At 70.2% G+C, this 20,164-nt stretch carries 16 protein-coding genes; 8 read left to right on the forward strand and 8 right to left on the reverse strand.

Annotated features, from left to right (window positions below):
- Positions 1 to 344: 344 nt before the first annotated feature.
- Genes OO67_RS09205 through OO67_RS09225 form a run of 5 tightly spaced genes read right to left on the reverse strand, consistent with a single transcriptional unit; the run spans position 345 to position 5,819 of the window.
- Positions 345 to 1,658: a DUF58 domain-containing protein gene (locus tag OO67_RS09205; RefSeq protein WP_033298844.1), complete on the reverse strand. Its 1,314-nt coding sequence runs from the start codon at positions 1,656 to 1,658 to the stop codon at positions 345 to 347.
- 10 nt (positions 1,659 to 1,668) lie between these two features.
- Positions 1,669 to 2,688, reverse strand: a complete 1,020-nt coding sequence (locus tag OO67_RS09210; protein WP_033298845.1) for an AAA family ATPase — start codon at positions 2,686 to 2,688, stop codon at positions 1,669 to 1,671.
- Positions 2,685 to 3,917 carry a DUF4350 domain-containing protein gene (locus OO67_RS09215; protein WP_033298847.1) on the reverse strand — a complete coding sequence of 411 codons (1,233 nt, stop codon included), beginning with the start codon at positions 3,915 to 3,917 and terminating at the stop codon, positions 2,685 to 2,687. Before OO67_RS09215 ends, OO67_RS09210 begins: the two co-directional genes overlap by 4 nt.
- Positions 3,914 to 4,606 carry a DUF4129 domain-containing protein gene (locus OO67_RS09220; RefSeq protein WP_033298849.1) on the reverse strand — a complete coding sequence of 231 codons (693 nt, stop codon included), beginning with the start codon at positions 4,604 to 4,606 and terminating at the stop codon, positions 3,914 to 3,916. Before OO67_RS09220 ends, OO67_RS09215 begins: the two co-directional genes overlap by 4 nt.
- Positions 4,607 to 4,610: 4 nt before the next feature.
- A complete protein-coding gene (locus tag OO67_RS09225; RefSeq protein ID WP_033298850.1) occupies positions 4,611 to 5,819 on the reverse strand; it encodes a DUF7847 domain-containing protein in 1,209 nt (402 codons plus the stop codon).
- 140 nt (positions 5,820 to 5,959) lie between these two features.
- Here OO67_RS09225 and mtnA point away from each other — a divergent pair, with 140 nt between their 5' ends.
- The 7 genes from mtnA to OO67_RS09260 all read left to right on the forward strand — a co-directional run bounded on the left by mtnA (position 5,960) and on the right by OO67_RS09260 (position 14,489).
- Positions 5,960 to 7,108 (forward strand): S-methyl-5-thioribose-1-phosphate isomerase, encoded by a 1,149-nt coding sequence (gene mtnA, locus OO67_RS09230; protein WP_078597833.1) that lies wholly within the window; start codon positions 5,960 to 5,962, stop codon positions 7,106 to 7,108.
- A 4-nt stretch (positions 7,109 to 7,112) separates the two neighbouring features.
- Positions 7,113 to 7,802 carry a two-component system response regulator MtrA gene (gene mtrA / locus OO67_RS09235; RefSeq protein WP_187283109.1) on the forward strand — a complete coding sequence of 230 codons (690 nt, stop codon included), beginning with the start codon at positions 7,113 to 7,115 and terminating at the stop codon, positions 7,800 to 7,802.
- A 1-nt stretch (position 7,803) separates the two neighbouring features.
- A complete protein-coding gene (mtrB, locus tag OO67_RS09240; protein ID WP_033298853.1) occupies positions 7,804 to 9,834 on the forward strand; it encodes an MtrAB system histidine kinase MtrB in 2,031 nt (676 codons plus the stop codon).
- A complete protein-coding gene (locus OO67_RS09245; RefSeq protein ID WP_244300107.1) occupies positions 9,824 to 11,689 on the forward strand; it encodes an LpqB family beta-propeller domain-containing protein in 1,866 nt (621 codons plus the stop codon). The genes mtrB and OO67_RS09245 overlap by 11 nt, the downstream gene beginning before the upstream one ends.
- Before the next feature lie 112 nt (positions 11,690 to 11,801).
- Complete coding sequence (locus OO67_RS09250) at positions 11,802 to 12,521, forward strand: ComF family protein (RefSeq protein ID WP_033298854.1); 720 nt, start codon at positions 11,802 to 11,804, stop codon at positions 12,519 to 12,521.
- Positions 12,522 to 12,851: 330 nt separating this feature from the next.
- Entirely contained in the window at positions 12,852 to 13,541 is a 690-nt protein-coding gene (gene hpf, locus OO67_RS09255; RefSeq protein ID WP_033299433.1) for a ribosome hibernation-promoting factor, HPF/YfiA family, read from the forward strand.
- Between the two features lie 195 nt (positions 13,542 to 13,736).
- A complete protein-coding gene (locus OO67_RS09260; protein WP_033298855.1) occupies positions 13,737 to 14,489 on the forward strand; it encodes a response regulator in 753 nt (250 codons plus the stop codon).
- Here OO67_RS09260 and OO67_RS09265 read toward each other — a convergent pair.
- Together OO67_RS09265 and OO67_RS09270 are read right to left on the reverse strand one after the other, a co-directional pair.
- Positions 14,482 to 15,687, reverse strand: a complete 1,206-nt coding sequence (locus OO67_RS09265) for a winged helix-turn-helix domain-containing protein (RefSeq protein ID WP_033298857.1) — start codon at positions 15,685 to 15,687, stop codon at positions 14,482 to 14,484. The genes OO67_RS09260 and OO67_RS09265 overlap by 8 nt on opposite strands.
- 10 nt (positions 15,688 to 15,697) lie before the next feature.
- On the reverse strand, positions 15,698 to 16,288 hold the full coding sequence (locus OO67_RS09270) for a GNAT family N-acetyltransferase (protein ID WP_033298858.1): 591 nt from the start codon (positions 16,286 to 16,288) through the stop codon (positions 15,698 to 15,700).
- Positions 16,289 to 16,529: 241 nt separating this feature from the next.
- Here OO67_RS09270 and secA point away from each other — a divergent pair, with 241 nt between their 5' ends.
- Positions 16,530 to 19,352 carry a preprotein translocase subunit SecA gene (gene secA / locus OO67_RS09275; protein WP_033298859.1) on the forward strand — a complete coding sequence of 941 codons (2,823 nt, stop codon included), beginning with the start codon at positions 16,530 to 16,532 and terminating at the stop codon, positions 19,350 to 19,352.
- A gap of 323 nt (positions 19,353 to 19,675) precedes the next feature.
- On the opposite strand, the gene OO67_RS09280 is transcribed toward secA, so the two are convergent.
- Entirely contained in the window at positions 19,676 to 20,092 is a 417-nt protein-coding gene (locus OO67_RS09280; RefSeq protein ID WP_033298861.1) for an Rv3235 family protein, read from the reverse strand.
- Between the last annotated feature and the right edge of the window lie 72 nt (positions 20,093 to 20,164).

A 20,164-nucleotide genomic window follows, 5' to 3' on the forward strand; every position in this document is an offset into this window, starting at 1 on the left:
ATGGTACTGCAGGGGGGACCCTGTGGGAGAGTAGGACGCCGCCGAACAATTATTCCGGGAAAGCCCCGTGCCCTTGTGGCACGGGGCTTTTCTGCGTTCAGTGCTCATCGAGCAGGAGTCGCGGCACGCCGGCCACGCCACGCAGAGCATCTTTGTCGACGACCTGGACACCCTTCTCGGCAAGATTGCTGACCGGGGCTTGAAGCTGTGAAGCGCGAGACCTGTCCGAAGGTGTGCGCGAGGCGATCCTCCACGATCCCTGACGGCAGCCGGATCGGGTTCGGTGGTGCTCCACTCCGAGGCCGAGCGCTCTCTCCAGCCGCTCCTGCTTTTCCACCCCGCCTCTACAGTCGCCCGGAGGCCTTCAGCGTGAGGTAGGCATCAGCCAGTGCGGGTGCGAGGTCGTTGGGCGCGGCATCGACGACCGTGACGCCATGGTGTCGGAGCTGGTCCGCGGTCCGGCGACGTTGGGCCTGCGCCTGAGCGCCTGCTGCGGCCTCGTAAACCGCGTCCACTGTGCCCCGCGAGCCTGCCATTGCCTCGATGTGGGGGTCGGCGACAGCTGCGACCAGCACTGTGTGGCGCCGGGTGAGCTGAGGGAGGGTGGGCAGAAGGCCTTCCTCGACAGGCGCCGCGTCCAGACTCGTGAGCAGAACGATCAGGGAGCGGTGGGGAGCGCTTGCCAGTGCGGTCGTGCTGAGGCCACGAGCGTCGGTCTCCACGAGTGCAGGCTCCAGCGTGGCCAGAGAGCTGACCAGGGCCGGCAGGACGTTCCCTCCTGCCGTTCTGCACTGGACCTGCGCCCGGACACGTCTGTCGTACGCGATGAGGTTCACGCGGTCGCCCGCGCGGGTGGCAAGGGCGGCGAGGAGCAGGGTTGCGTCCATGGCGGCGTCGAGGCGCGGTACGTCGCCGACTCGGCCTGCGGACGTGCGGCCGGTGTCGAGGACGACGAGGATGTGGCGGTCGCGCTCAGGGCGCCAGGTGCGGACAGCCACCGTGGACTGGCGCGCGGTGGCCCGCCAGTCGATGGAACGGGTGTCGTCTCCCGGTACGTAGGCGCGCAGGCTGTCGAACTCCGTGCCTTCTCCCCGCGTGAGCACACTGGTGCGGCCGTCGAGTTCGCGCAGCCGGGCGAGCCGCGACGGCAGATGCTTCCGGCTCGTGAAGGGAGGCAGTACCCGGACCGTCCAGGGGACGCGGTGGTATCCCTGGCGTGCCGCCAGGCCGAGGGGGCCGAGCGACCGGACAGTGACGCGGTCGGCGACGCGGTCTCCACGGCGCGCCGGGCGCAGGATTGTGGTGAGACGGCGGCGTTCCCCGCCGGGCACGGCGAACTCGTGCCGTGAAGAGGCCTGTTCGGCCTCCGAGCACCAGCTGCTGGGAGGCCAGGCGTCCCGGAGTTGAGCACGGAGACGGCGTCGCGACGGGTTGGTCACTGTGAGTTGCACCGCGGCGGTGTCGCCGAGTCGAACGGATGTATCACCGGATCGGGTGAACTGGAGCGTACGCACTGGCGCAGCCAGGGCGTAGTCGCCCAGAATTGCCAACGCGAGCGGAACATTGACCGCGAGCATGCCTGCCCAGCTCGGGCCCAGGATGCCTACGGGGAGTGACCCCAAAGCCGCCACCAGGGCGGCCCGTCCGGTGAGGGCCATGGTCACCGCCTCACCGGGGGACGGGGACGTGAGCGAGGACGGCGGTGATGACGGAGTCGGCGGTGACTCCCTCCATCTCCGCTTCCGGCCGCAGCTGGATGCGATGACGGAGCGTGGGCAGGGCGAGGGCTTTCACATCGTCCGGGGTGACGTAGTCCCGGCCTGTGAGCCAGGCCCATGCCCGTGCGGTGGAGAGCAGTGCGGTGGCTCCTCGGGGGGAGGCGCCGAGGGTGAGCGAGGGGGATTCACGCGTGGCACGGCAGATATCCACGACATAGGCGGCTATCTCGGGGGAGACCGAGGTCTTGGCGACGGCGGCGCGTGCCGCTTCGAGGTCTGCGGGCCCGGCCACGGGCCGGATGCCTGCTCCCTCGAGATCGCGAGGGTTGAACCCGTCCGCGTGGCGAGTGAGCACGTTGATCTCGTCCTCGCGTGAGGGAAGGGGGACAGTCAGCTTGAGAAGGAATCGGTCCAGCTGGGCCTCGGGCAGCGGGTAGGTGCCTTCATATTCGACAGGGTTCTGGGTGGCTGCCACCAGGAACGGGTCGGGCAGCGGTCGGGGCGACCCGTCGATGGTGACTTGACGTTCCTCCATGGCCTCCAGCAGGGAGGACTGTGTCTTGGGAGGGGTCCGGTTGATCTCGTCAGCCAGCAGGAGGTTGGTGAACACCGGGCCTGGCTGGAAGGAGAACTCGGAGTTGCGGGCATCGTAGACGAGTGAGCCCGTGACATCGCTCGGCATCAGGTCGGGGGTGAACTGGACGCGCTTGGTGTCCAGTTCGAGGGAGGCGGCAAGTGCCCGGACCAGAAGGGTCTTTGCCACTCCCGGGACGCCTTCCAGGAGGACGTGGCCCCGGCAGAGGAGAGCGACGACCAGACCTGTGACGGCCGGGTCCTGGCCGACCACGGCCTTGGCGATCTCGGAGCGCAGAGCTTCCAGGGATGCGCGGGCGCTGTCGGAATCAGCGGGGGCCACAGGGGTCGCTGCGACTCCCGCCGGCTCGGCGGTCTCCGGGGTCGGGGCGCTCATGAAGTGCGTACCTCTCTTTCGAGGGCGTCGAGTTGATCGGTGAGAAGGACGAGCGCGGCGTCGTCGGCCGGAGCCGGGCCGAAGAGGAGGGCACCGAGGTCGCCACTCGGAGTGCTGAGACGTGCGGCGACGGCGGGCAGGAGCACAGCGGGGGAGTCGGCGTCACGGGGCGACACCCCCAGGAGAGGAGATATGCGGATCCGGGTGGCGGAGCGCAATGTGTCTGCGGCGCGGTCGCGGGCGTCGGCCTTGCGGTAGAGACGGGCCCGTCCTTCGGTGGACTCGGAGGCCCGGATGACCACCGGCAGCCGCTCGGTCACCAGGGGGCCGAAGCGGCGGCCGCGCCAGATCGCGGCGAGAACGGCGGCGAGGGCGAGTTGGAGGGTGCCCCAGAGCCAGCCCGAGGGGATGAGGCCCAGGAAGCCGTTCGCGCCTTCGGTGCCGTCGTCACCGCTGTCGTCCTGGTCTCCGCTGCCGCCTTGGGCTGTGGAGGGATCGTCGAGCGAGGGGAGGTACCAGACGAGATGCGGGCGGGAGCCGAGGAGTTGCAGGCCGAGCGAGGCGTTGCCCTGTTGATCGAGACGGGCGTTGTGGAGGATGTCGGGGGAGCCGAGGAGCACGGTGTCGCCGGCGCCGTGTCCGCGCAGAACGAGGAGGGGTGCGATTCCGTCGTCGTCCGGGTAGCAGGCGGTGGTCTCGCCGCCGGCCGCCGTGTAGTGGACGCCGCCCATGTCGGTGGTTCCCGCGGTACGCGCTGCGGGGAGTTCGCAACGTGGGGTCCGCGCGGCCACCGGCCTGTGCGATTCCGGGCGTACGCCTGGGGCGAGCCGGGATACGGAGGGCCCGTCGGCGGCGATCAGGACGGTGCGGCCGGCGGAGTCGGCGGTCGCCGCACGGAGTCGTTGCTGCTGGTGAGCGGTGAGCATGTTGGGTCGGGCGACGAGCAGCGTGGTGTCGGGGCCGGTCGCGGCGGCGGCCTCGGCGAGGGTGGTGGCGACATCGACGGATACGCCGCGGTCCCTGAGGAGTTCGGCGACGGCCCGGCTGCCGTAGGGGTCCGGGGAGCGGGGATCGAGCCGGCCGTGCTGGCCGCCGGAACGGGCGGCGGCAAGGGCGACCCCTGCGACGACGAGGATGAGGACGGCCAGCAGCATGCCCCGGACGCGGTGCCAGATCTGTCGGGGGGTGCGGGATTCCGAGGTGGTGGGAGCGGCCGCGGCGGTGGTCATCCGGCGGCTCCCGGGGCTGGGCCGGTGGTCAGCAAGGGCTTGGCGGCCTCGATGTCCAGGTCCAGCGTGCACAGGGCCCGGTATGCGGCTTCGTCGGCGATGCGGCCGCCGTATGTGACGTCGTCGAAGACCCGGGCGGCGGCGCGGAGCCGGTCGGAGTGCGCGGGCAGCAGCCGGCCTGCCTCGGCGGCCGCCTCGTCCGCGGTGCGGCCGGGGCGCGGGTCGAGTACGGCCCTGTCCTCCAGGGAGCGCACGAGGGCACGCATTCGTTCCTGGACGGCTTCGGTCCAGCGCCGGGCGTCGGCGTGTGCGGCAGCCGCGGTGCGGTGGCCGTCCGCGCTGAGGTCGGTACTGCCGAAGAGGGTCTTCGGTGGGCGGGCGGGGCTCTGCGGCGTACCGAGCCTCCACCACAGGGCGGCGCTCAGGCCGACGACGGCCAGGACGAGCACCACGAGCCCGAGCGGGCCGCCGGGAGCTGCCCCGGCGGCTCCGGCGAAGAGGTCGCCGATCCATTCCCAGAAGCGGTCGAGGCCGCGTTCGAGAAGGTTCGGGTCGTGCTCGTGGTACATCGGGTCGGACAGTTCGTCCTGTGCCGCTTCGCGGGCGGGGACGCGTGGGGTGTCCACGGGTACGTCCCCGTCCGCCCCGACGAGTCGTGCTGCTGCGATGCCGGCCCCCGCCCCCGTCACCGCATCAGTTCCTGGGGGTGTCGTAGCCGGGCACGCCCGCGGCCCGGGCGAGGTCCAGGTCGAGGGCCTCGCGGCGGATGCGCTGGTCGACGTAGAGCAGGGCCATCACTCCCGCGGTGAAGGGGTAGGCGAGCGTCGAGATGATCACGTCGCCGATGCCCGTGACGATGAGGAAGGGCCAGCCGAAGTCTGCCGAGCTGCTGCTGAGGAACTCGCTCAGGCCGTCACTGTCCAGGGTCACGGCGATGATGCCGAACGGGATCGTGATGATCAAGGTCAGGACGATGACCAGCAGGTAGGTCAGCGCCAGGATGCCGAAGGTCCGCCACCAGTTCCCCTTGACCAGCTTGGCCGACCGTCGCAGCGAAGTGAGTACGGACTGCCGTTCCAGCATCAGCGCCGGTGCCGCGAGCGTGAAGCGGATCATCAGCCAGAGGACGACGACACACGCCGCGATGAAGCCGAGGAAGGCCAGTGCGAGCCCGGCCGCTCCGCCGCCCAGGGCCAGGCCCGGAAGAAGGCCCACCGCCATGATCGCGGCGCTCATCAGGCTCAGCAGAAGGGTCAGCCCGAGCAGGGGGAGAAGCCGGGGCCGGGCCTCGGACCATGCTTCCGGAAGTGTCACGCCGCGCCCCAGCACGGAGCGGCTGATCACCACGGTGAGTACCGAGGTGGTGACGAGTGTGGCGATCATCGCGATGAGCGTGCTCGGGGCGCTTGTGATCAGCTGCGACTGCGCCGAGTCGGCGGCCTGGCGGAGTGCCTCCGCGCCGGTCGCGTTCGGGTCGACCGACTTCTGCTCGGGCAGGAGGTAGCGCTGCACGAGAATGATCACGATCTCGGCGATCACGGAGACGGTGAGGCTGATGCCGAGCACCGTGCGCCAGTGGGTGCGCATGGTGGACACCGCGCCGTCGAGGATTTCACCGACCCCCAGAGGGCGGAGAGGGATCACGCCGGGCTTCGCGGCCATGGGGGCGCGGCCCCAGCCCGGCCCCTGCGGCGTGCCGCCCCAGCCCGGTGGGGGCGGTGGCGCGCCTGGGCCGGTTCCGGAGGCACTCGGCGGGGACCACTGCCCAGGGGGAGGCTGTGCGGGAGACCACTGTCCGGCCGGTCCGTTCCCGTCAACGGGCGTGGAGGGTTTGGGAATGCCCGTCTCCTGGCCGTCGGAGGGGGCGGATCCGGGCGAAGCCCAGCCCGGAGAGTCGTTCATCGTCGCTCCTTCACAGTCCTGCCCGCTCATCGGGGCGGCAGGTTGCCAGCCATCGTGCCACGCGCCGGACCTGTGCGGGCCTGGCGTTGTATCTGCTTCTTGCCTTCGTGCGCGGGCGGTTCAGCGGGCAGACTGGGCAGATGGCTGATCAGGACGCGCAAACGCCGGTGGGTATCGAGCCTCCGGCTCTCTCCGTACTCCGCTGGGACGAGCCTCCGGAAGGTCCTTCGGTGGTGCTCCTCGACCAGACGCGGCTGCCCGCCGAGGAGGCCGAGCTGGTGTGCGCCGATGTCCCCGCGCTGGTGCGGGCGATCCGGACACTGGCGGTGCGGGGGGCGCCCCTGCTGGGCATCGCGGGGGGCTATGGGGTGGCGCTGGCGGCAGCGCGGGGCGAGGACGTGGCGCAGGCAGCGGTGCGGCTGGAGGGGGCGCGGCCCACCGCGGTGAATCTCGGGTACGGGGCGAGGCGGGTGGCTCGTGCGCACCGGGCGGCTGTGGAGAGCGGGACGGGCCCGGAGGCGGCTGCCGCGGTGGCCCTGGCCGAGGCGCGCGCCCTGCACCAGGAGGATGCTGCGGCCAGTGGGCGCATGGCGCAGTACGGTCTGGACCTGCTGGCGGAACTCCTGCCGGAAGGAGGCGGGCACCGGCTGCTGACCCACTGCAACACCGGGGCCCTCGTGTCCGGCGGAGAGGGGACTGCCTTCGCGGTGGCTCTGAAGGCGCATCGGGAGGGGAGTCTGCGGCACCTGTGGGTGGACGAGACCCGGCCACTGCTCCAGGGCGCCCGGCTGACGGCGTACGAGGCGGGGCGGAACGGTATGCCGTACAGCTTGCTCGCCGACAGCGCCGCGGGTTCGCTGTTTGCGGCGGGGGAGGTGGATGCCGTACTCATCGGGGCGGACCGCATAGCCGCGGACGGCTCGGTGGCCAACAAGGTGGGGAGCTATCCGTTGGCGGTGCTGGCGAAGTACCACCATGTCCCGTTCGTCGTCGTGGCGCCGACGACCACGGTCGACCTGGAATCGGTGGATGCTGCATCGATCGTCGTGGAGCAGCGTGCCGCGGCCGAGGTGACGGAGTTCACATCGGTGGTGGGTGCCCCGTCGGGAGGCGGGGCGGGCGGGACGGCAGTCGCACCCCTGGGAACCCAGGCGTACAACCCCGCATTCGACATAACGCCGCCCGAACTGGTCACGGCGATCGTCACGGAGGAGGGCGTCATTTCCCCGGTCACGGGGGTCGGACTGGCAGAGCTGTGTGCCAGGTCATCGCAGGTAACGATTAGCTAATGGGATGATGTCGTTTATGAAGGGACGCGTCCTTGTCGTCGACGACGACACCGCACTGGCCGAGATGCTCGGCATCGTGCTGCGTGGAGAAGGTTTCGAGCCGTCGTTCGTAGCGGACGGCGACAAGGCACTGGCCGCATTTCGTGAGGCCAAGCCGGACCTGGTGCTGCTGGACCTCATGCTGCCCGGACGGGACGGCATCGAGGTCTGCCGGCTGATCAGGGCCGAGTCAGGTGTGCCGATCGTCATGCTCACTGCCAAGAGCGACACGGTGGATGTGGTGGTGGGCCTGGAATCCGGGGCCGACGACTACATCGTCAAGCCGTTCAAACCGAAGGAGTTGGTCGCCCGCATCAGGGCACGTTTGCGGAGGTCCGAAGAGCCCGCGCCGGAGCAACTGGCGATCGGGGACCTGGTCATCGATGTTGCCGGCCACTCGGTGAAGCGGGACGGGCAGTCCATCGCCCTCACCCCGCTGGAGTTCGACCTGCTGGTCGCCCTCGCTCGTAAGCCGTGGCAGGTCTTCACCCGAGAGGTACTGCTCGAGCAGGTGTGGGGCTATCGCCATGCCGCCGACACCCGTCTGGTGAACGTGCATGTCCAGCGGCTCCGCTCGAAGGTGGAGAAGGACCCGGAGCGGCCGGAGATCGTCGTGACCGTCCGAGGTGTCGGTTACAAGGCCGGACCGAGCTGATATGACCCTGGGCAGCGCTGCTCCGCCACCCGGGGTGCCCGGGGCCCGTACGGAGCGGGCTGCCGGTCCGGCACGGAGTACTCCCCGTTTCGGCAGGGTCCTGCTGGGCGGCCGGTTGTTCCGCAACCGGACGCCCGGCGGCCCCGTGCCGCGGCTGCTGATGCGGTGGATCCGCGGGCCGTTGCTTCCGGCTGTCCGGCTGTGGAGGCGCAATCTGCAGCTACGCGTCGTCGCGGGGACGCTGCTGATGTCGATAGCCGTGGTGCTGCTCCTCGGCTTCGTCGTGATCGGGCAGGTCCGTAACGGCCTGCTCGAGGCGAAGGGCAAGGCCGCGCAGACCCAGGCGGCCGGCGGCTTCGCGGCCGCCCAGGCGAACGCGAACGCGCCCCTCGTCCCGGGGGACCAGGGCGCGGAGGGCGACGCCGACGGCGTGACGGCCAACACCTCCTGGCGCACCGAGCTCGTCGACCAGCTCGCCAGCGGTGGCGCGAACGCCTTCAACGTGGTGGCGCTCAGCGCCGACCCCGCGGGACAGGGCACCAGCCGCGCCCCGCGCGGCTCGGGCCGCGTGGAGGCGTCCAGCATCCCGCAGAGGCTGCGGGACGACGTGGGCAAGGGGGCGGGTGCCTTCCAGACGTACTCGCTGATCCGGTACTCGTACGGCAAGGAGCCGGAGCCCGGGCTCGTCGTCGGCAAGCGGCTCTACGACGTCGACCACAACCCGTACGAGCTGTACTACCTCTTCCCGCTCACGCAGGAGGAGAAGTCGCTGACCCTGGTCACGACGACGCTGGCCACGGCAGGCCTGTTCGTGGTCGTGCTGCTGGGCGCGATCGCCTGGTTCGTGGTGCGCCAGGTCGTCACGCCCGTCCGGATGGCCGCAGGAATCGCCGAGAGGCTTTCCGCGGGCAGACTCCAGGAGCGGATGAAGGTCACCGGTGAGGACGACATCGCACGCCTCGGCGAGGCCTTCAACAAGATGGCTCAGAACCTGCAGCTGAAGATCCAGCAGCTGGAGGAGCTCTCCCGTATGCAGCGGCGTTTCGTCTCGGACGTCAGTCATGAGCTGCGCACCCCCCTGACGACCGTGCGGATGGCCGCCGATGTCATCCACGAGGCGCGCGTCGACTTCGACCCGGTGACGGCCCGGTCCGCGGAGCTGCTGGGCGACCAGCTCGACCGCTTCGAGTCGCTCCTGTCCGACCTGCTGGAGATCAGCAGGTTCGACGCGGGGGCAGCGGCGCTGGAAGCCGAACCGATAGATCTGCGCACGGTGGTCCGGAGGGTGATCGGCGGTGCCGAGCCGCTCGCGGAGCGCAAGGGCAGCCGGATCCGGGTGGTGGGTGACGAACAGCCCGTCGTCGCGGAAGCGGACGCACGCCGCGTCGAGCGGGTCCTGCGCAATCTAGTCGTCAACGCCGTCGAGCACGGCGAGGGCCGGGACGTCATCGTGCGGATGGGTGTCGCCCAGGGTGCTGTCGCGGTGGCGGTGAGGGACTACGGCGTGGGGCTCAAGCCCGGCGAGGCGACCAGGGTCTTCAACCGCTTCTGGCGGGCGGACCCGGCGCGTGCCCGCACCACCGGTGGCACCGGCCTGGGACTGTCGATCGCCGTCGAGGACGCCCGGCTGCACGGAGGCTGGCTGCAGGCCTGGGGCGAGCCCGGCGGAGGCTCGCAGTTCCGGCTGACCCTGCCGCGTACGGCGGACGAGCCACTGCGCGGTTCGCCGATACCGCTGGAGCCGGAGGACTCCCGGCGCAACCGGGAGGACCGTGAGCGTGCGGAGGCCGCGCCGGCGGTGGACGATCACCGGCTGATGGCCGTGCCGAGCCAGGCAGGTTCCACGGCGCGTTCGCAGGTGGCTGTGCAGGCCCACGGCCAGGCGCAACGCACGCCGGCATCGGTCCACCCGGCGGCTCTGCCGGGCAACGGAGCACGTGTGGTGTCGCGACCGGCAGAGGACAGGCCGGGCGGGGGCGCCCACCCGGAGACGCAGGATCCTGACCAGGAGGACACGACTCGTGGACACTGACCGTCGTCGGGGCGGCCACGGCCGGGCGGTGCGTCTGTCCGTGCTGCTCGGCTGCGGCGTCGTGGTGCTCGCAGGGTGCGGAGCGATGCCGGTCACCGGCGACGTGAAGGCGGTCGACGCCTCGCAGCCGGGCGATTCCCAGGTTCAGGTGTACGCCGTGCCGCCGAGGGAGGGTGCTTCGCCCCTCGAGGTCGTGGACGGCTTCCTGGAGTCGATGACGAGCGACGACCCCGACTTCCGGACGACCCGCACCTACCTGACGGCGAAGGCCGCCGACGCCTGGCAGCCGGGCGAGGGCACCACCGTGCTCGCGAAGGCACCCAACCGCAACGGGCCCACCATCCGCGACAGGGCGCACCGGGCCGACGAGACGACCTACACGCTGACCGGCGAACAGGTGGCGGCGGTCGACGCGCAGAGTTCCTACCGGCCGCTGGCGCCGTCGGAGTACTCCCAGATGCTTCATCTGGTCCAGGAGAAGGGGGCGGACGGCAAGCAGGAATGGCGCATCGACATCGTGCCTGACGGCTTGGTGCTCGGGCAGTCCGACTTCAAGCGCCTGTACCGGTCCGTGAACAAGTACTACTTCGCCGCCGGACGCACGGACGACGCATCCGCACTGGTCGCCGACCCCGTCTACGTGCGGAACCGCATCGACCCCGTCACGCGGATGGACACGGCGACGCAGACGGTGCGCACCCTGCTCGAAGGCCCGTCGAACTGGCTGCGACCCGTGGTCGACTCACGCTTCCCCGCCGGTACGGCGCTGAGGAAGGGGGTCACTTCTCTGGCGCCGGACGATCAGAACGTCCTCAAGGTGCCGCTCAACAAAAAGGCCGACAAGGCCGGCCAGGGCGCCTGCCGGATGATGGCGGCCCAGGTGCTCTTCACGCTGAGGGACCTGACGTCCGCCCGGGTGGGGCAGGTGGAGCTGCAGGGTGAGCGCGGTCCCTTGTGCTCCCTCGGTGCCGACGAGGCCGAGGACTTCGCCTCGGACAAGGGATCCGAGGGCCCCGACAGCCAGTACTTCGTCGACGGCGAGGGGCATGTGCAGCGCATCCCCGGGAGCAGCAGGGGAAGTGGTGACCCGCAGCCGGTGATCGGACCGCTGGGCGGCGGGACGGTGGCGATGAGCGCTGTGGGTGTGGCCCGGGACGAACAGCAGGCCGCAGCGGTCTCCGCGAACCAGCAGGACCTCTACGTGTCCTCACTCACCGAGGAGAGCGAGCCGGCCGCCCCTGTGGTGACCAGTCGCGCGAAGAAGGCCGCGGACCGGCTGTCGGTGCCGAGCTGGGACGGCCGGGGTGATCTGTGGGTCGCCGACCGTGATCCGGCGGACCCGAGGCTGCTGCGCCTGGTGGGAGGGTCAGGGGAACCGCAGGAGGTTTCGGTGCCGGGGCTGTACGGCGGGCGGATCGAGGCGCTTCGGATGTCGGCGGACGGTGTGAGGATCGCTCTGCGGGTGTCGAAGGACGGGCACACGACACTGCACATCGGCCGGGTCGAGCGTCACGGTTCGGGGGAGGCCGAGCAGGTCTCGGTGGAGGACCTGCGCCAGGCCGCACCCCAGCTGACCGACGTGACGGCTGTCTCCTGGTCGGGCCGCAGCCGTCTCGTGGTGGTCGGCAAGGAGGAGGGCGGTGTGCAGCAGGTGCGTTACGTGCAGGCCGACGGGTCCACGTCGTCGTCCGGGGTCCTGCCCGGCGTGAACCAGGTGACGGCGGTCGCGGCTGCTGACGACGAGCAGCTGCCGCTGATGGCGGACACCGAGAGCGACGGGATAGTGAAGTTGTCGCCGGGAGACAACTGGCAGACGGTCCTCAAGGAGGGCTCCTCGCTGGTCTACCCGGGCTGAGCGGGGCACGCCCGCCGGGTTCGCCCAGACGCCGTTTCTGCCTCTTCCCCGGTTGCCCACAGGGTTGTCCACAGGCGTGGCGGGAGCACCGCCACGGGGGCACAGTGGGACTGTGCGGGACTGGTGGCGGGAGATCGTCGGGCTGGTGCTGCCCGTGGCCTGTGGGGGTTGCGGCAGGCCGCGGACAGAGTTGTGCGAGGGGTGCGCCGCCGGGCTGGCGGCCGAGCCGCGCCGAGTGCGCCCGACCCCCGAGCCCGTGGGCCTCCCCGTGGTCCACGCGGCGGCGGCGTACGAGAACGCCGTACGCGCGATGCTGCTGGCCCACAAGGAGCGCGGGGCACTCGGCCTCGCCGGAGCGCTCGGCGCGGCGCTGGCGGCCGCTGTGCGGGCCGGAGAGGGGTATGCGGGCGATGCGGGGACCCTCCTGCTGGTTCCCGTGCCGTCGGCGAGGCGGGCCACCGCCGGGCGTGGACATGATCCGGCGCGGAGGATCGCCGCAGCCGCCGCGGCCGAGCTGCGGCGCGGGGGCACGCGGACCCGGGTGCTCGCAGTGCTGCGGCAGCGGCGCGCGGTGGCGGACCAGGCAGGGCTGGGGGCCCGGGAGCGGCAGGTGAATCTGGCGGGCGCGCTCGTCGTCGTGGACCGCGGCCGGAGGCTGCTCGGCGAGGGCCGGGTCGTGCTGGTGGACGACCTGCTGACGACGGGGGCGTCCCTGGCGGAAGCGGCGCGCGCGGTCCGCGCCGGGAGCGACGCCGGTGACGGCACGGTGGGGCGGCTCCGGGCCGCGGTTGTCGCAGCCTCTCCGTCTGCCTTCGCCATAAACCGGAACTGACAGATAACTCGCATCGTTGCAGGTAGTGAGTGGGCAAAGGGCCCCGATCGGAGGTACGCGTGAGTAGCGGGTGCCGACACGGTGGTGGTCAGGCTATGTTCGGTTGTGAGGGACGGTGAATTCCGCACCTCGACGAATGCACCACCAGGTTTCGGGCAGGTAACTCACCAGCAGGCCAGAAGCATGGAAATCGGTGGGGTGGAGTCCCCGCCGATGGGGGAGGAGGAGGTGACAGCCACCGAGTCCGCGGCTCCGGCGATCACCGGAGTCTGGTGCAAAAAGGGAGATGCTCCGCCGCCGAAGCGGAGCGATCCGGGAACGGAGTTCTGCGTGGACATCGTCGTCAAGGGCCGCAAGACCGAGGTGCCCGAGCGGTTCCGCAAGCACGTGGCCGAGAAGCTGAAGCTGGACAAGATCCAGAAGTTCGACGGCAAGGTGATCAGCCTCGACGTCGAGGTGTCCAAGGAGCCGAATCCCCGTCAGGCCGACCGTGCGGCAAGGGTGGAGATCACGCTCCGCTCGCGTGGGCCGGTCATCCGGGCGGAGGCGGCGGCGGGCGACCCGTACGCAGCGCTTGACCTGGCCACCGACAAGCTGGACACCCAGCTGCGCAAGGAGCACGACAAGCGCTACAGCAGGCGCGGCAACGGCCGGCTGTCCGCAGCCGAGGTCGGAGAGGTCGTGCCGGACGCCGCCTCGTTCAACGGGGACGGCGAGCTGATCCCCACGGAGCCGGAGCCGTCCGTGCCCACCAAGAGGATCGGCTCGCTCGAGGTGCAGGGCGACGGGCCGCTCGTGGTGCGCGAGAAGACGCACGTGGCAGCGCCGATGACACTCGACCAGGCTCTCTACGAGATGGAACTGGTCGGGCACGACTTCTATCTGTTCGTCGACTCCGAGACCAAGGAGCCCAGTGTCGTCTACCGGCGGCACGCCTACGACTACGGTGTCATCCACCTGAGGACCGACCCGCTGGCCTCCGACGAGGCGGGCGGCGCGGGCGGTGCGCTCGGCGGCTGACACCCACCACTCACAGCCGGTACACGGTGCCCCTGGAAGCGTTCGCGCCCTCCGGGGGCACCGCGCGCTGGCGCAGGGGGCACCGCTTCGGCGGCCGGGCATGAAAGCATGGCGTCCCAGGCCAATCAGTGCTCTGTGCACTGCCGTTGGCAGACTGCCTGTGACCTCAGGCAGTGGCCTTCAGGGGGAGGAACGATGGCGGACACCTTCGGGCCCGTGCGCGGGACGAACGATGCCGACAGCGCTGCCGGTGCGGATTCCTCTGCGGACAGCGGCGGTTCCCGCAAGGAGCCCATCAGGGTTCTCGTGGTGGACGATCACGCGCTTTTCCGCAGAGGTCTGGAGATCGTCCTCGCGCAGGAGGAGGACATCCAGGTCGTCGGGGAGGCCGGGGACGGGGCGGAGGCCGTCGACAAGGCGGCGGACCTGCTCCCCGACATCGTGCTGATGGACGTGCGTATGCCCAAGCGCGGCGGCATCGAAGCCTGCACCTCCATCAAGGAGGTGGCCCCCAGCGCGAAGATCATCATGCTGACCATCAGCGATGAGGAGGCCGACCTCTACGAGGCGATCAAGGCGGGAGCCACCGGCTATCTCCTCAAGGAGATCTCGACGGACGAGGTGGCCACGGCCATTCGCGCGGTGGCGGACGGCCAGTCCCAGATCAGCCCTTCGATGGCCTCCAAACTGCTCACCGAGTTCAAGTCGATGATCCAGCGCACCGACGAGCGCCGGCTCGTCCCCGCACCTCGGCTCACCGAGCGGGAGCTGGAAGTGCTCAAGCTCGTGGCCACAGGCATGAACAACCGTGATATCGCCAAGGAATTGTTCATTTCCGAGAACACGGTGAAGAACCACGTCCGCAATATCCTGGAGAAGCTCCAGCTGCACTCCCGGATGGAAGCCGTGGTCTATGCGATGCGGGAGAAGATCCTCGAGATCAGGTAGCGGCGGCAGGCCGTCCGGTGCCTGAGGCGAGGACCCGGGCGATCTCCGCCACGAGCGGCTCGCGCAGCTCCGGTGCGTCGACGCGCTCCAGCCGTACATCCGTGCAGCCGACCCAGGAGGCCGCCTCCACGAGGGCCTCGGCCATCGGCGTCACGGACTTCTGGCTGTCCAGAGACACCTGGCGGGCGACCAGTGTGGTCCCTTCCCTGGCCGGATCGACCCTGCCGCGAAGCCTGCCGCCGGCCAGCAGCGGCATCGCGAAGTAGCCGTGTATCCGCTTGGGCCGGGGGACGTACGCCTCCAGACGATGGGTGAATCCGAAGATCCGCTCCGTGCGTGCCCGTTCCCAGATCAATGAGTCGAACGGTGACAGCAGCGTCGTACGGTGCCGTCCGCGCGGTTCGGAGGCCAGGGCCTCGGGGTGTGCCCACGCAGGCTTCGCCCAGCCCCGCACGGAGACCGGGACCAGCCCGGAGTCCGCCACCACGGCGTCGAACTGCTCGGCCTTGAGCCGGTGGTAGTCGGCGATGTCAGCCCGGGTGCCGACTCCCAGTGACCGGCCCGCCAGGGCCACCAGCCGCCGCAGGCACTCGGTGTCGTCCAGGTCGTCGTGGAGCACGGCGTCGGGGATCGCGCGCTCGGCGAGGTCGTAGACCCGCTTCCAGCCGCGCCGCTCGGTGCACACCACCTCGCCGTACATCAGGGCCCGCTCGACGGCGACCTTGGACGCGGACCAGTCCCACCACTCGCCGCCGTTCTTCGCGCCTCCGAGCTCCGTCGCCGTCAGCGGGCCCTCGGCACTCAGCTGTTCGATCACAGTCTTGTACGCACCGTCGGGCAGGTCGTGGTTCCAGTGTGGCCGGGCCCTGTACGCACGGCGGCGGAACGCGAAGTGCGGCCACTCCTCGACCGGCAGGATGCACGCGGCATGGGACCAGTACTCGAAGGAACGGCCCCCCGACCAGTAGGCGTCGTCGACCGTGCGGCGGCCGAGCGCGCCGAGGCGGGCGTACGGCACGAGCTCGTGAGACCTGGCCAGGACCGAGATCGTGTCGAGCTGGACCGCCCCGAGGCGGCGGAGCACCCCCCGGACCCCGCCCCGGCGGTCCGGGGCACCGAGCAGTCCCTGGGCGCGCAGGGCGATACGGCGTGCTTGGTCGGCGGAGAGCTCCAGGGCGGGCGGCGGCACAGACGTCATGGAGCGAACCCTAGAGCGCGCCACTGACATCCGGGGCGGGCCGGTGGGGATGGGTTCCGGGCAGTCCCAGATCGGCCGGGAGCAGAGCGCCGGTCCAGGTGTCATGCCGTATGCCCTTGTTGAGGAGCGCCGAACGCTGCTCGCCCTCCATGCGGAAGCCGGCGCGCAGGGCGACCGCCCTGGACGGGGCGTTGCCGATCTCCGCCCGCCACTCGAGGCGGTCCGCGGGGAGGGCGGTGAACGCCCAGCGGGCCGCCGCGAGCACCGCTTCCGTCATGAGACCGGCGCCACGGTGTTCCTTCGCCGTCCAGAAACCCACCTCGTACGTGCCCGGCAGGTTGCGCCGGTTCACGCCGAGCGCGCCGACGAGCGGCCCGCCGCCCCGCAGCAGCACCGCGAAGTTGTACATCGTGTCGTCCTGCCAGCCCGAGGGTGAGAGCTTCCGGGTGAAGAGCTCCGCGTCGGCACGTGTGTACGGCGACGGGACAACCGTCCAGCGCTGGATCTCCGGATCCTGGCAGGCGGTGTGCGTCGCTTCCGCGTCCTCGGGCGCGAAGGGCCGCATGAGCAGGCGTTCAGTGGTGAGGGTGACGGGATCCATGCGGGGATTCTCGTGACACGGGGCGCGGGAAGCGAGCACTTTTCGGTGCTTCCCGGCACCTTCCGTCCCCTCCAGCCGTTGTCCTGGAAGGGTGCGGTGGGGAGAACGCGGCGGCAGCCCTCCCGGCGTGGCGGGGTCCTCGCTTACGATGGCCGTTGCGGTGGGGCCTACCTGCCGTGCCCGCGCCAGAGTCCATCACACGACCCAGTGCCAGGCCCGACCGGCAAGGAGACCAGCCTCAGTGTCCGTCTTCAACAAGCTCATGCGTGCAGGCGAAGGCAAGATCCTGCGCAAACTGCACCGCATCGCGGACCAGGTCAGCTCCATCGAAGAGGACTTCGTCAACCTCTCCGACGCCGAGCTGCGGGCGCTCACCGACGAGTACAAGGAACGGTACGCGGACGGCGAGAGCCTGGACGACCTGCTTCCCGAAGCATTCGCGACCGTCCGTGAGGCCGCCAAGCGAGTCCTCGGACAGCGCCACTACGACGTCCAGATGATGGGCGGCGCCGCCCTGCACCTCGGCTACGTGGCCGAGATGAAGACCGGTGAGGGCAAGACCCTCGTCGGCACGCTCCCGGCTTATCTCAACGCGCTCTCCGGCAAGGGAGTGCACCTCATCACGGTCAACGACTACCTGGCCGAGCGTGACTCCGAGATGATGGGCCGGGTGCACAAGTTCCTCGGTCTCGAGGTCGGCTGCATCATCGCCAACATGACTCCGGCCCAGCGCCGGGAGCAGTACGCGTGCGACATCACCTACGGCACGAACAACGAGTTCGGGTTCGACTACCTCCGCGACAACATGGCGTGGTCCAAGGACGAGCTCGTCCAGCGCGGCCACAACTTCGCCATCGTCGACGAGGTCGACTCGATCCTCGTCGACGAGGCCCGTACCCCGCTGATCATCTCCGGCCCGGCCGACCAGGCCACCAAGTGGTACGGGGACTTCGCCAAGCTGGTCACGCGTCTCACCAGGGGTGAGGCGGGCAACCCGCTGAAGGGCATCGATGAGACCGGCGACTACGAGGTCGACGAGAAGAAGCGGACCGTGGCCATCCACGAGCCGGGTGTCGCCAAGGTCGAGGACTGGCTCGGGATCGACAACCTCTACGAGTCGGTGAACACCCCGCTCGTCGGTTACCTGAACAACGCGATCAAGGCCAAGGAACTCTTCAAGAAGGACAAGGACTACGTCGTCATCGACGGCGAAGTCATGATCGTCGACGAGCACACCGGCCGTATCCTCGCGGGCCGCCGTTACAACGAGGGCATGCACCAGGCCATCGAGGCGAAGGAAGGGGTGGACATCAAGGACGAGAACCAGACCCTCGCCACGATCACCCTGCAGAACTTCTTCCGCCTGTACGGCAAGCTCTCCGGCATGACCGGTACGGCGATGACGGAGGCGGCCGAGTTCCACCAGATCTACAAGCTGGGCGTCGTGCCGATCCCGACGAACCGGCCCATGGTCCGCGCCGACCAGTCCGACCTGATCTACCGCACCGAGGTCGCGAAGTTCGCGGCGGTCGTCGACGACATCGCCGAGAAGCACGAGAAGGGGCAGCCGATCCTGGTCGGCACGACCTCCGTCGAGAAGTCCGAGTACCTCTCGCAGCAGCTCTCCAAGCGCGGCGTCCAGCACGAGGTCCTCAACGCCAAGCAGCACGACCGTGAGGCGACGATCGTCGCCCAGGCCGGTCGCAAGGGCGCTGTCACGGTCGCCACGAACATGGCCGGCCGAGGCACCGACATCAAGCTCGGCGGAAACCCGGACGACCTCGCCGAGGCGGAGCTGCGCCAGGCCGGCCTCGACCCCGTGGAGCACGTCGAGCAGTGGGCTGCCGCCCTGCCCGCCGCGCTGGAGAAGGCCGAGCAGGCCGTCAAGGCGGAGTTCGAAGAGGTCAAGGAGCTCGGCGGGCTCTACGTGCTCGGTACGGAGCGGCACGAGTCGCGGCGCATCGACAACCAGCTGCGCGGCCGTTCCGGCCGTCAGGGCGACCCGGGCGAGTCCCGGTTCTACCTGTCGCTGGGCGACGACCTGATGCGGCTGTTCAAGGCGCAGATGGTCGAGCGCGTCATGTCGATGGCGAACGTGCCCGACGACGTCCCCATCGAGAACAAGATGGTGACCCGGGCGATCGCGTCCGCGCAGTCGCAGGTCGAGCAGCAGAACTTCGAGACGCGTAAGAACGTCCTGAAGTACGACGAGGTGCTCAACCGGCAGCGCGAGGTCATCTACGGCGAGCGCCGCCGCGTCCTGGAAGGTGAGGATCTGCAGGACCAGATCCGTCACTTCATGGACGACACGATCGACGACTACATCCGGCAGGAGACGGCCGAGGGCTTCGCGGAGGAGTGGGACCTCGACCGGCTGTGGGGCGCCTTCAAGCAGCTCTACCCGGTGAAGGTCACGGTCGAGGAGCTCGAGGAGGCCGCGGGCGACCTGGCCGGCGTGACCGCCGACTTCATCGCCGAATCGGTCAAGGACGACATCCACGAGCAGTACGCGGAGCGTGAGAAGACGCTCGGCTCGGACATCATGCGCGAGCTGGAGCGGCGTGTGGTGCTGTCCGTCCTGGACCGCAAGTGGCGTGAGCACCTCTACGAGATGGACTACCTCCAGGAGGGCATCGGCCTGCGGGCCATGGCGCAGAAGGACCCGCTGGTCGAGTACCAGCGCGAGGGCTTCGACATGTTCAACGCCATGATGGAGGGCATCAAGGAGGAGTCCGTCGGCTACCTGTTCAACCTGGAGGTCCAGGTCGAGCAGCAGGTCGAGGAGGTTCCGGTGCAGGACGGCGCGGAGCGGACCTCGCTGGAGAAGCAGGACGCGCCCGTGGCCGCCGGGGCCGGACGCCCGGAGATCCGGGCCAAGGGCCTGGACGCGCCGCAGCGCCCGGACCGGCTGCACTTCTCGGCCCCCACGGTGGACGGGGAGGGCGGCGTCGTCGAGGGCGACTTCTCCAACGGAGACAGCGCGCGTTCCGAGGGTGACGGGATGACGCGTGCGGAGCGCCGCAAGGCGCAGAAGAGCACGGGTGGGCGGCGTCGCAAGAAGTAGCGCGCGGCACGTCTGAGAACGGCCTGGCCCGGACACCGGACGGTGTCCGGGCCAGGCCGTTTCCTCGGCCTCTCCCGGCCTGGGACCGGGCCGCGGCCCAAGGGGTGGTGGCAGGGGCGCCCGCGGCCCGCTGAAGCCGCCGTGCGGCTCTGCCGGGCTTTGTCCGCCGCAGCGGCTCCGGCAGGCGCGCTGCGTCACGTCGCCCGCCGGGCTCCGGGGCCGGCGAATCCGGCGGCCGGCCGGTGAGGCCCGGCCGGCAGCCACCGCGTGACCTGTGGGCTCGCGGACCGCGACCCCCTGCCTGGTGTCGTGCCCGTCCCCTGTCATCTGACCGCCGGGAGGCGTTCGCCGCCCAGGTCGATCGCGGCACAGCGCCAGCGGAGATCGGGGCCCTGCTCCAGACGGAAGGCCATGGCGCGGACCTGGTCGCCCGTGGCGATGCTGGCGAAGGCCTCGACGACGCCGGTGACCGGCTGGGAGCCGCGGCAGGCGCGCACGACCGGGCGCCTGCAGCCGGTGCCGAGCGGCGCGTCAGGGGCGAGTTCGGCGAGCTGGTCGTACGCCTCGCCGATCGTGTGGCCGAGCATCCAGTGCACCGGGCGCTGGCCGCTGAGGACGGCGAGCAGGCGTTCGGCGAACCACTGGTGCGGGCGCAGCGGCCTCCGGGGCCGTTGCGGAGGTACGGTGCCCGGCCTGCTGCGGTCGCGTCGTCCGGCCGGCCTCGTCCTGTCCGTGCTCATGCTGGTAGCCCCCGTGGCTGCTGTCCGGAGCCCGGAGAGATACCGGGCGGTAACTTCTGCTGGGGATCTTCT

This window comes from Streptomyces atroolivaceus (assembly GCF_000717025.1).
GTDB lineage: Bacteria > Actinomycetota > Actinomycetes > Streptomycetales > Streptomycetaceae > Streptomyces > Streptomyces atroolivaceus.

Bases quoted from the DNA above. Each gene is read 5' to 3' on its own strand.
- OO67_RS09265 (WP_033298857.1), bottom strand. From the start codon at position 15,687: ATGACGTCTGTGCCGCCGCCCGCCCTGGAGCTCTCCGCCGACCAAGCA.
- mtrA (WP_187283109.1), top strand. From the start codon at position 7,113: ATGATGTCGTTTATGAAGGGACGCGTCCTTGTCGTCGACGACGACACC.
- OO67_RS09270 (WP_033298858.1), bottom strand. From the start codon at position 16,288: ATGGATCCCGTCACCCTCACCACTGAACGCCTGCTCATGCGGCCCTTC.
- OO67_RS09260 (WP_033298855.1), top strand. From the start codon at position 13,737: ATGGCGGACACCTTCGGGCCCGTGCGCGGGACGAACGATGCCGACAGC.
- OO67_RS09210 (WP_033298845.1), bottom strand. From the start codon at position 2,688: ATGAGCGCCCCGACCCCGGAGACCGCCGAGCCGGCGGGAGTCGCAGCG.
- OO67_RS09205 (WP_033298844.1), bottom strand. From the start codon at position 1,658: ATGGCCCTCACCGGACGGGCCGCCCTGGTGGCGGCTTTGGGGTCACTC.
- OO67_RS09225 (WP_033298850.1), bottom strand. From the start codon at position 5,819: ATGAACGACTCTCCGGGCTGGGCTTCGCCCGGATCCGCCCCCTCCGAC.
- mtnA (WP_078597833.1), top strand. From the start codon at position 5,960: ATGGCTGATCAGGACGCGCAAACGCCGGTGGGTATCGAGCCTCCGGCT.
- mtrB (WP_033298853.1), top strand. From the start codon at position 7,804: ATGACCCTGGGCAGCGCTGCTCCGCCACCCGGGGTGCCCGGGGCCCGT.
- OO67_RS09280 (WP_033298861.1), bottom strand. From the start codon at position 20,092: ATGAGCACGGACAGGACGAGGCCGGCCGGACGACGCGACCGCAGCAGG.
- OO67_RS09215 (WP_033298847.1), bottom strand. From the start codon at position 3,917: ATGACCACCGCCGCGGCCGCTCCCACCACCTCGGAATCCCGCACCCCC.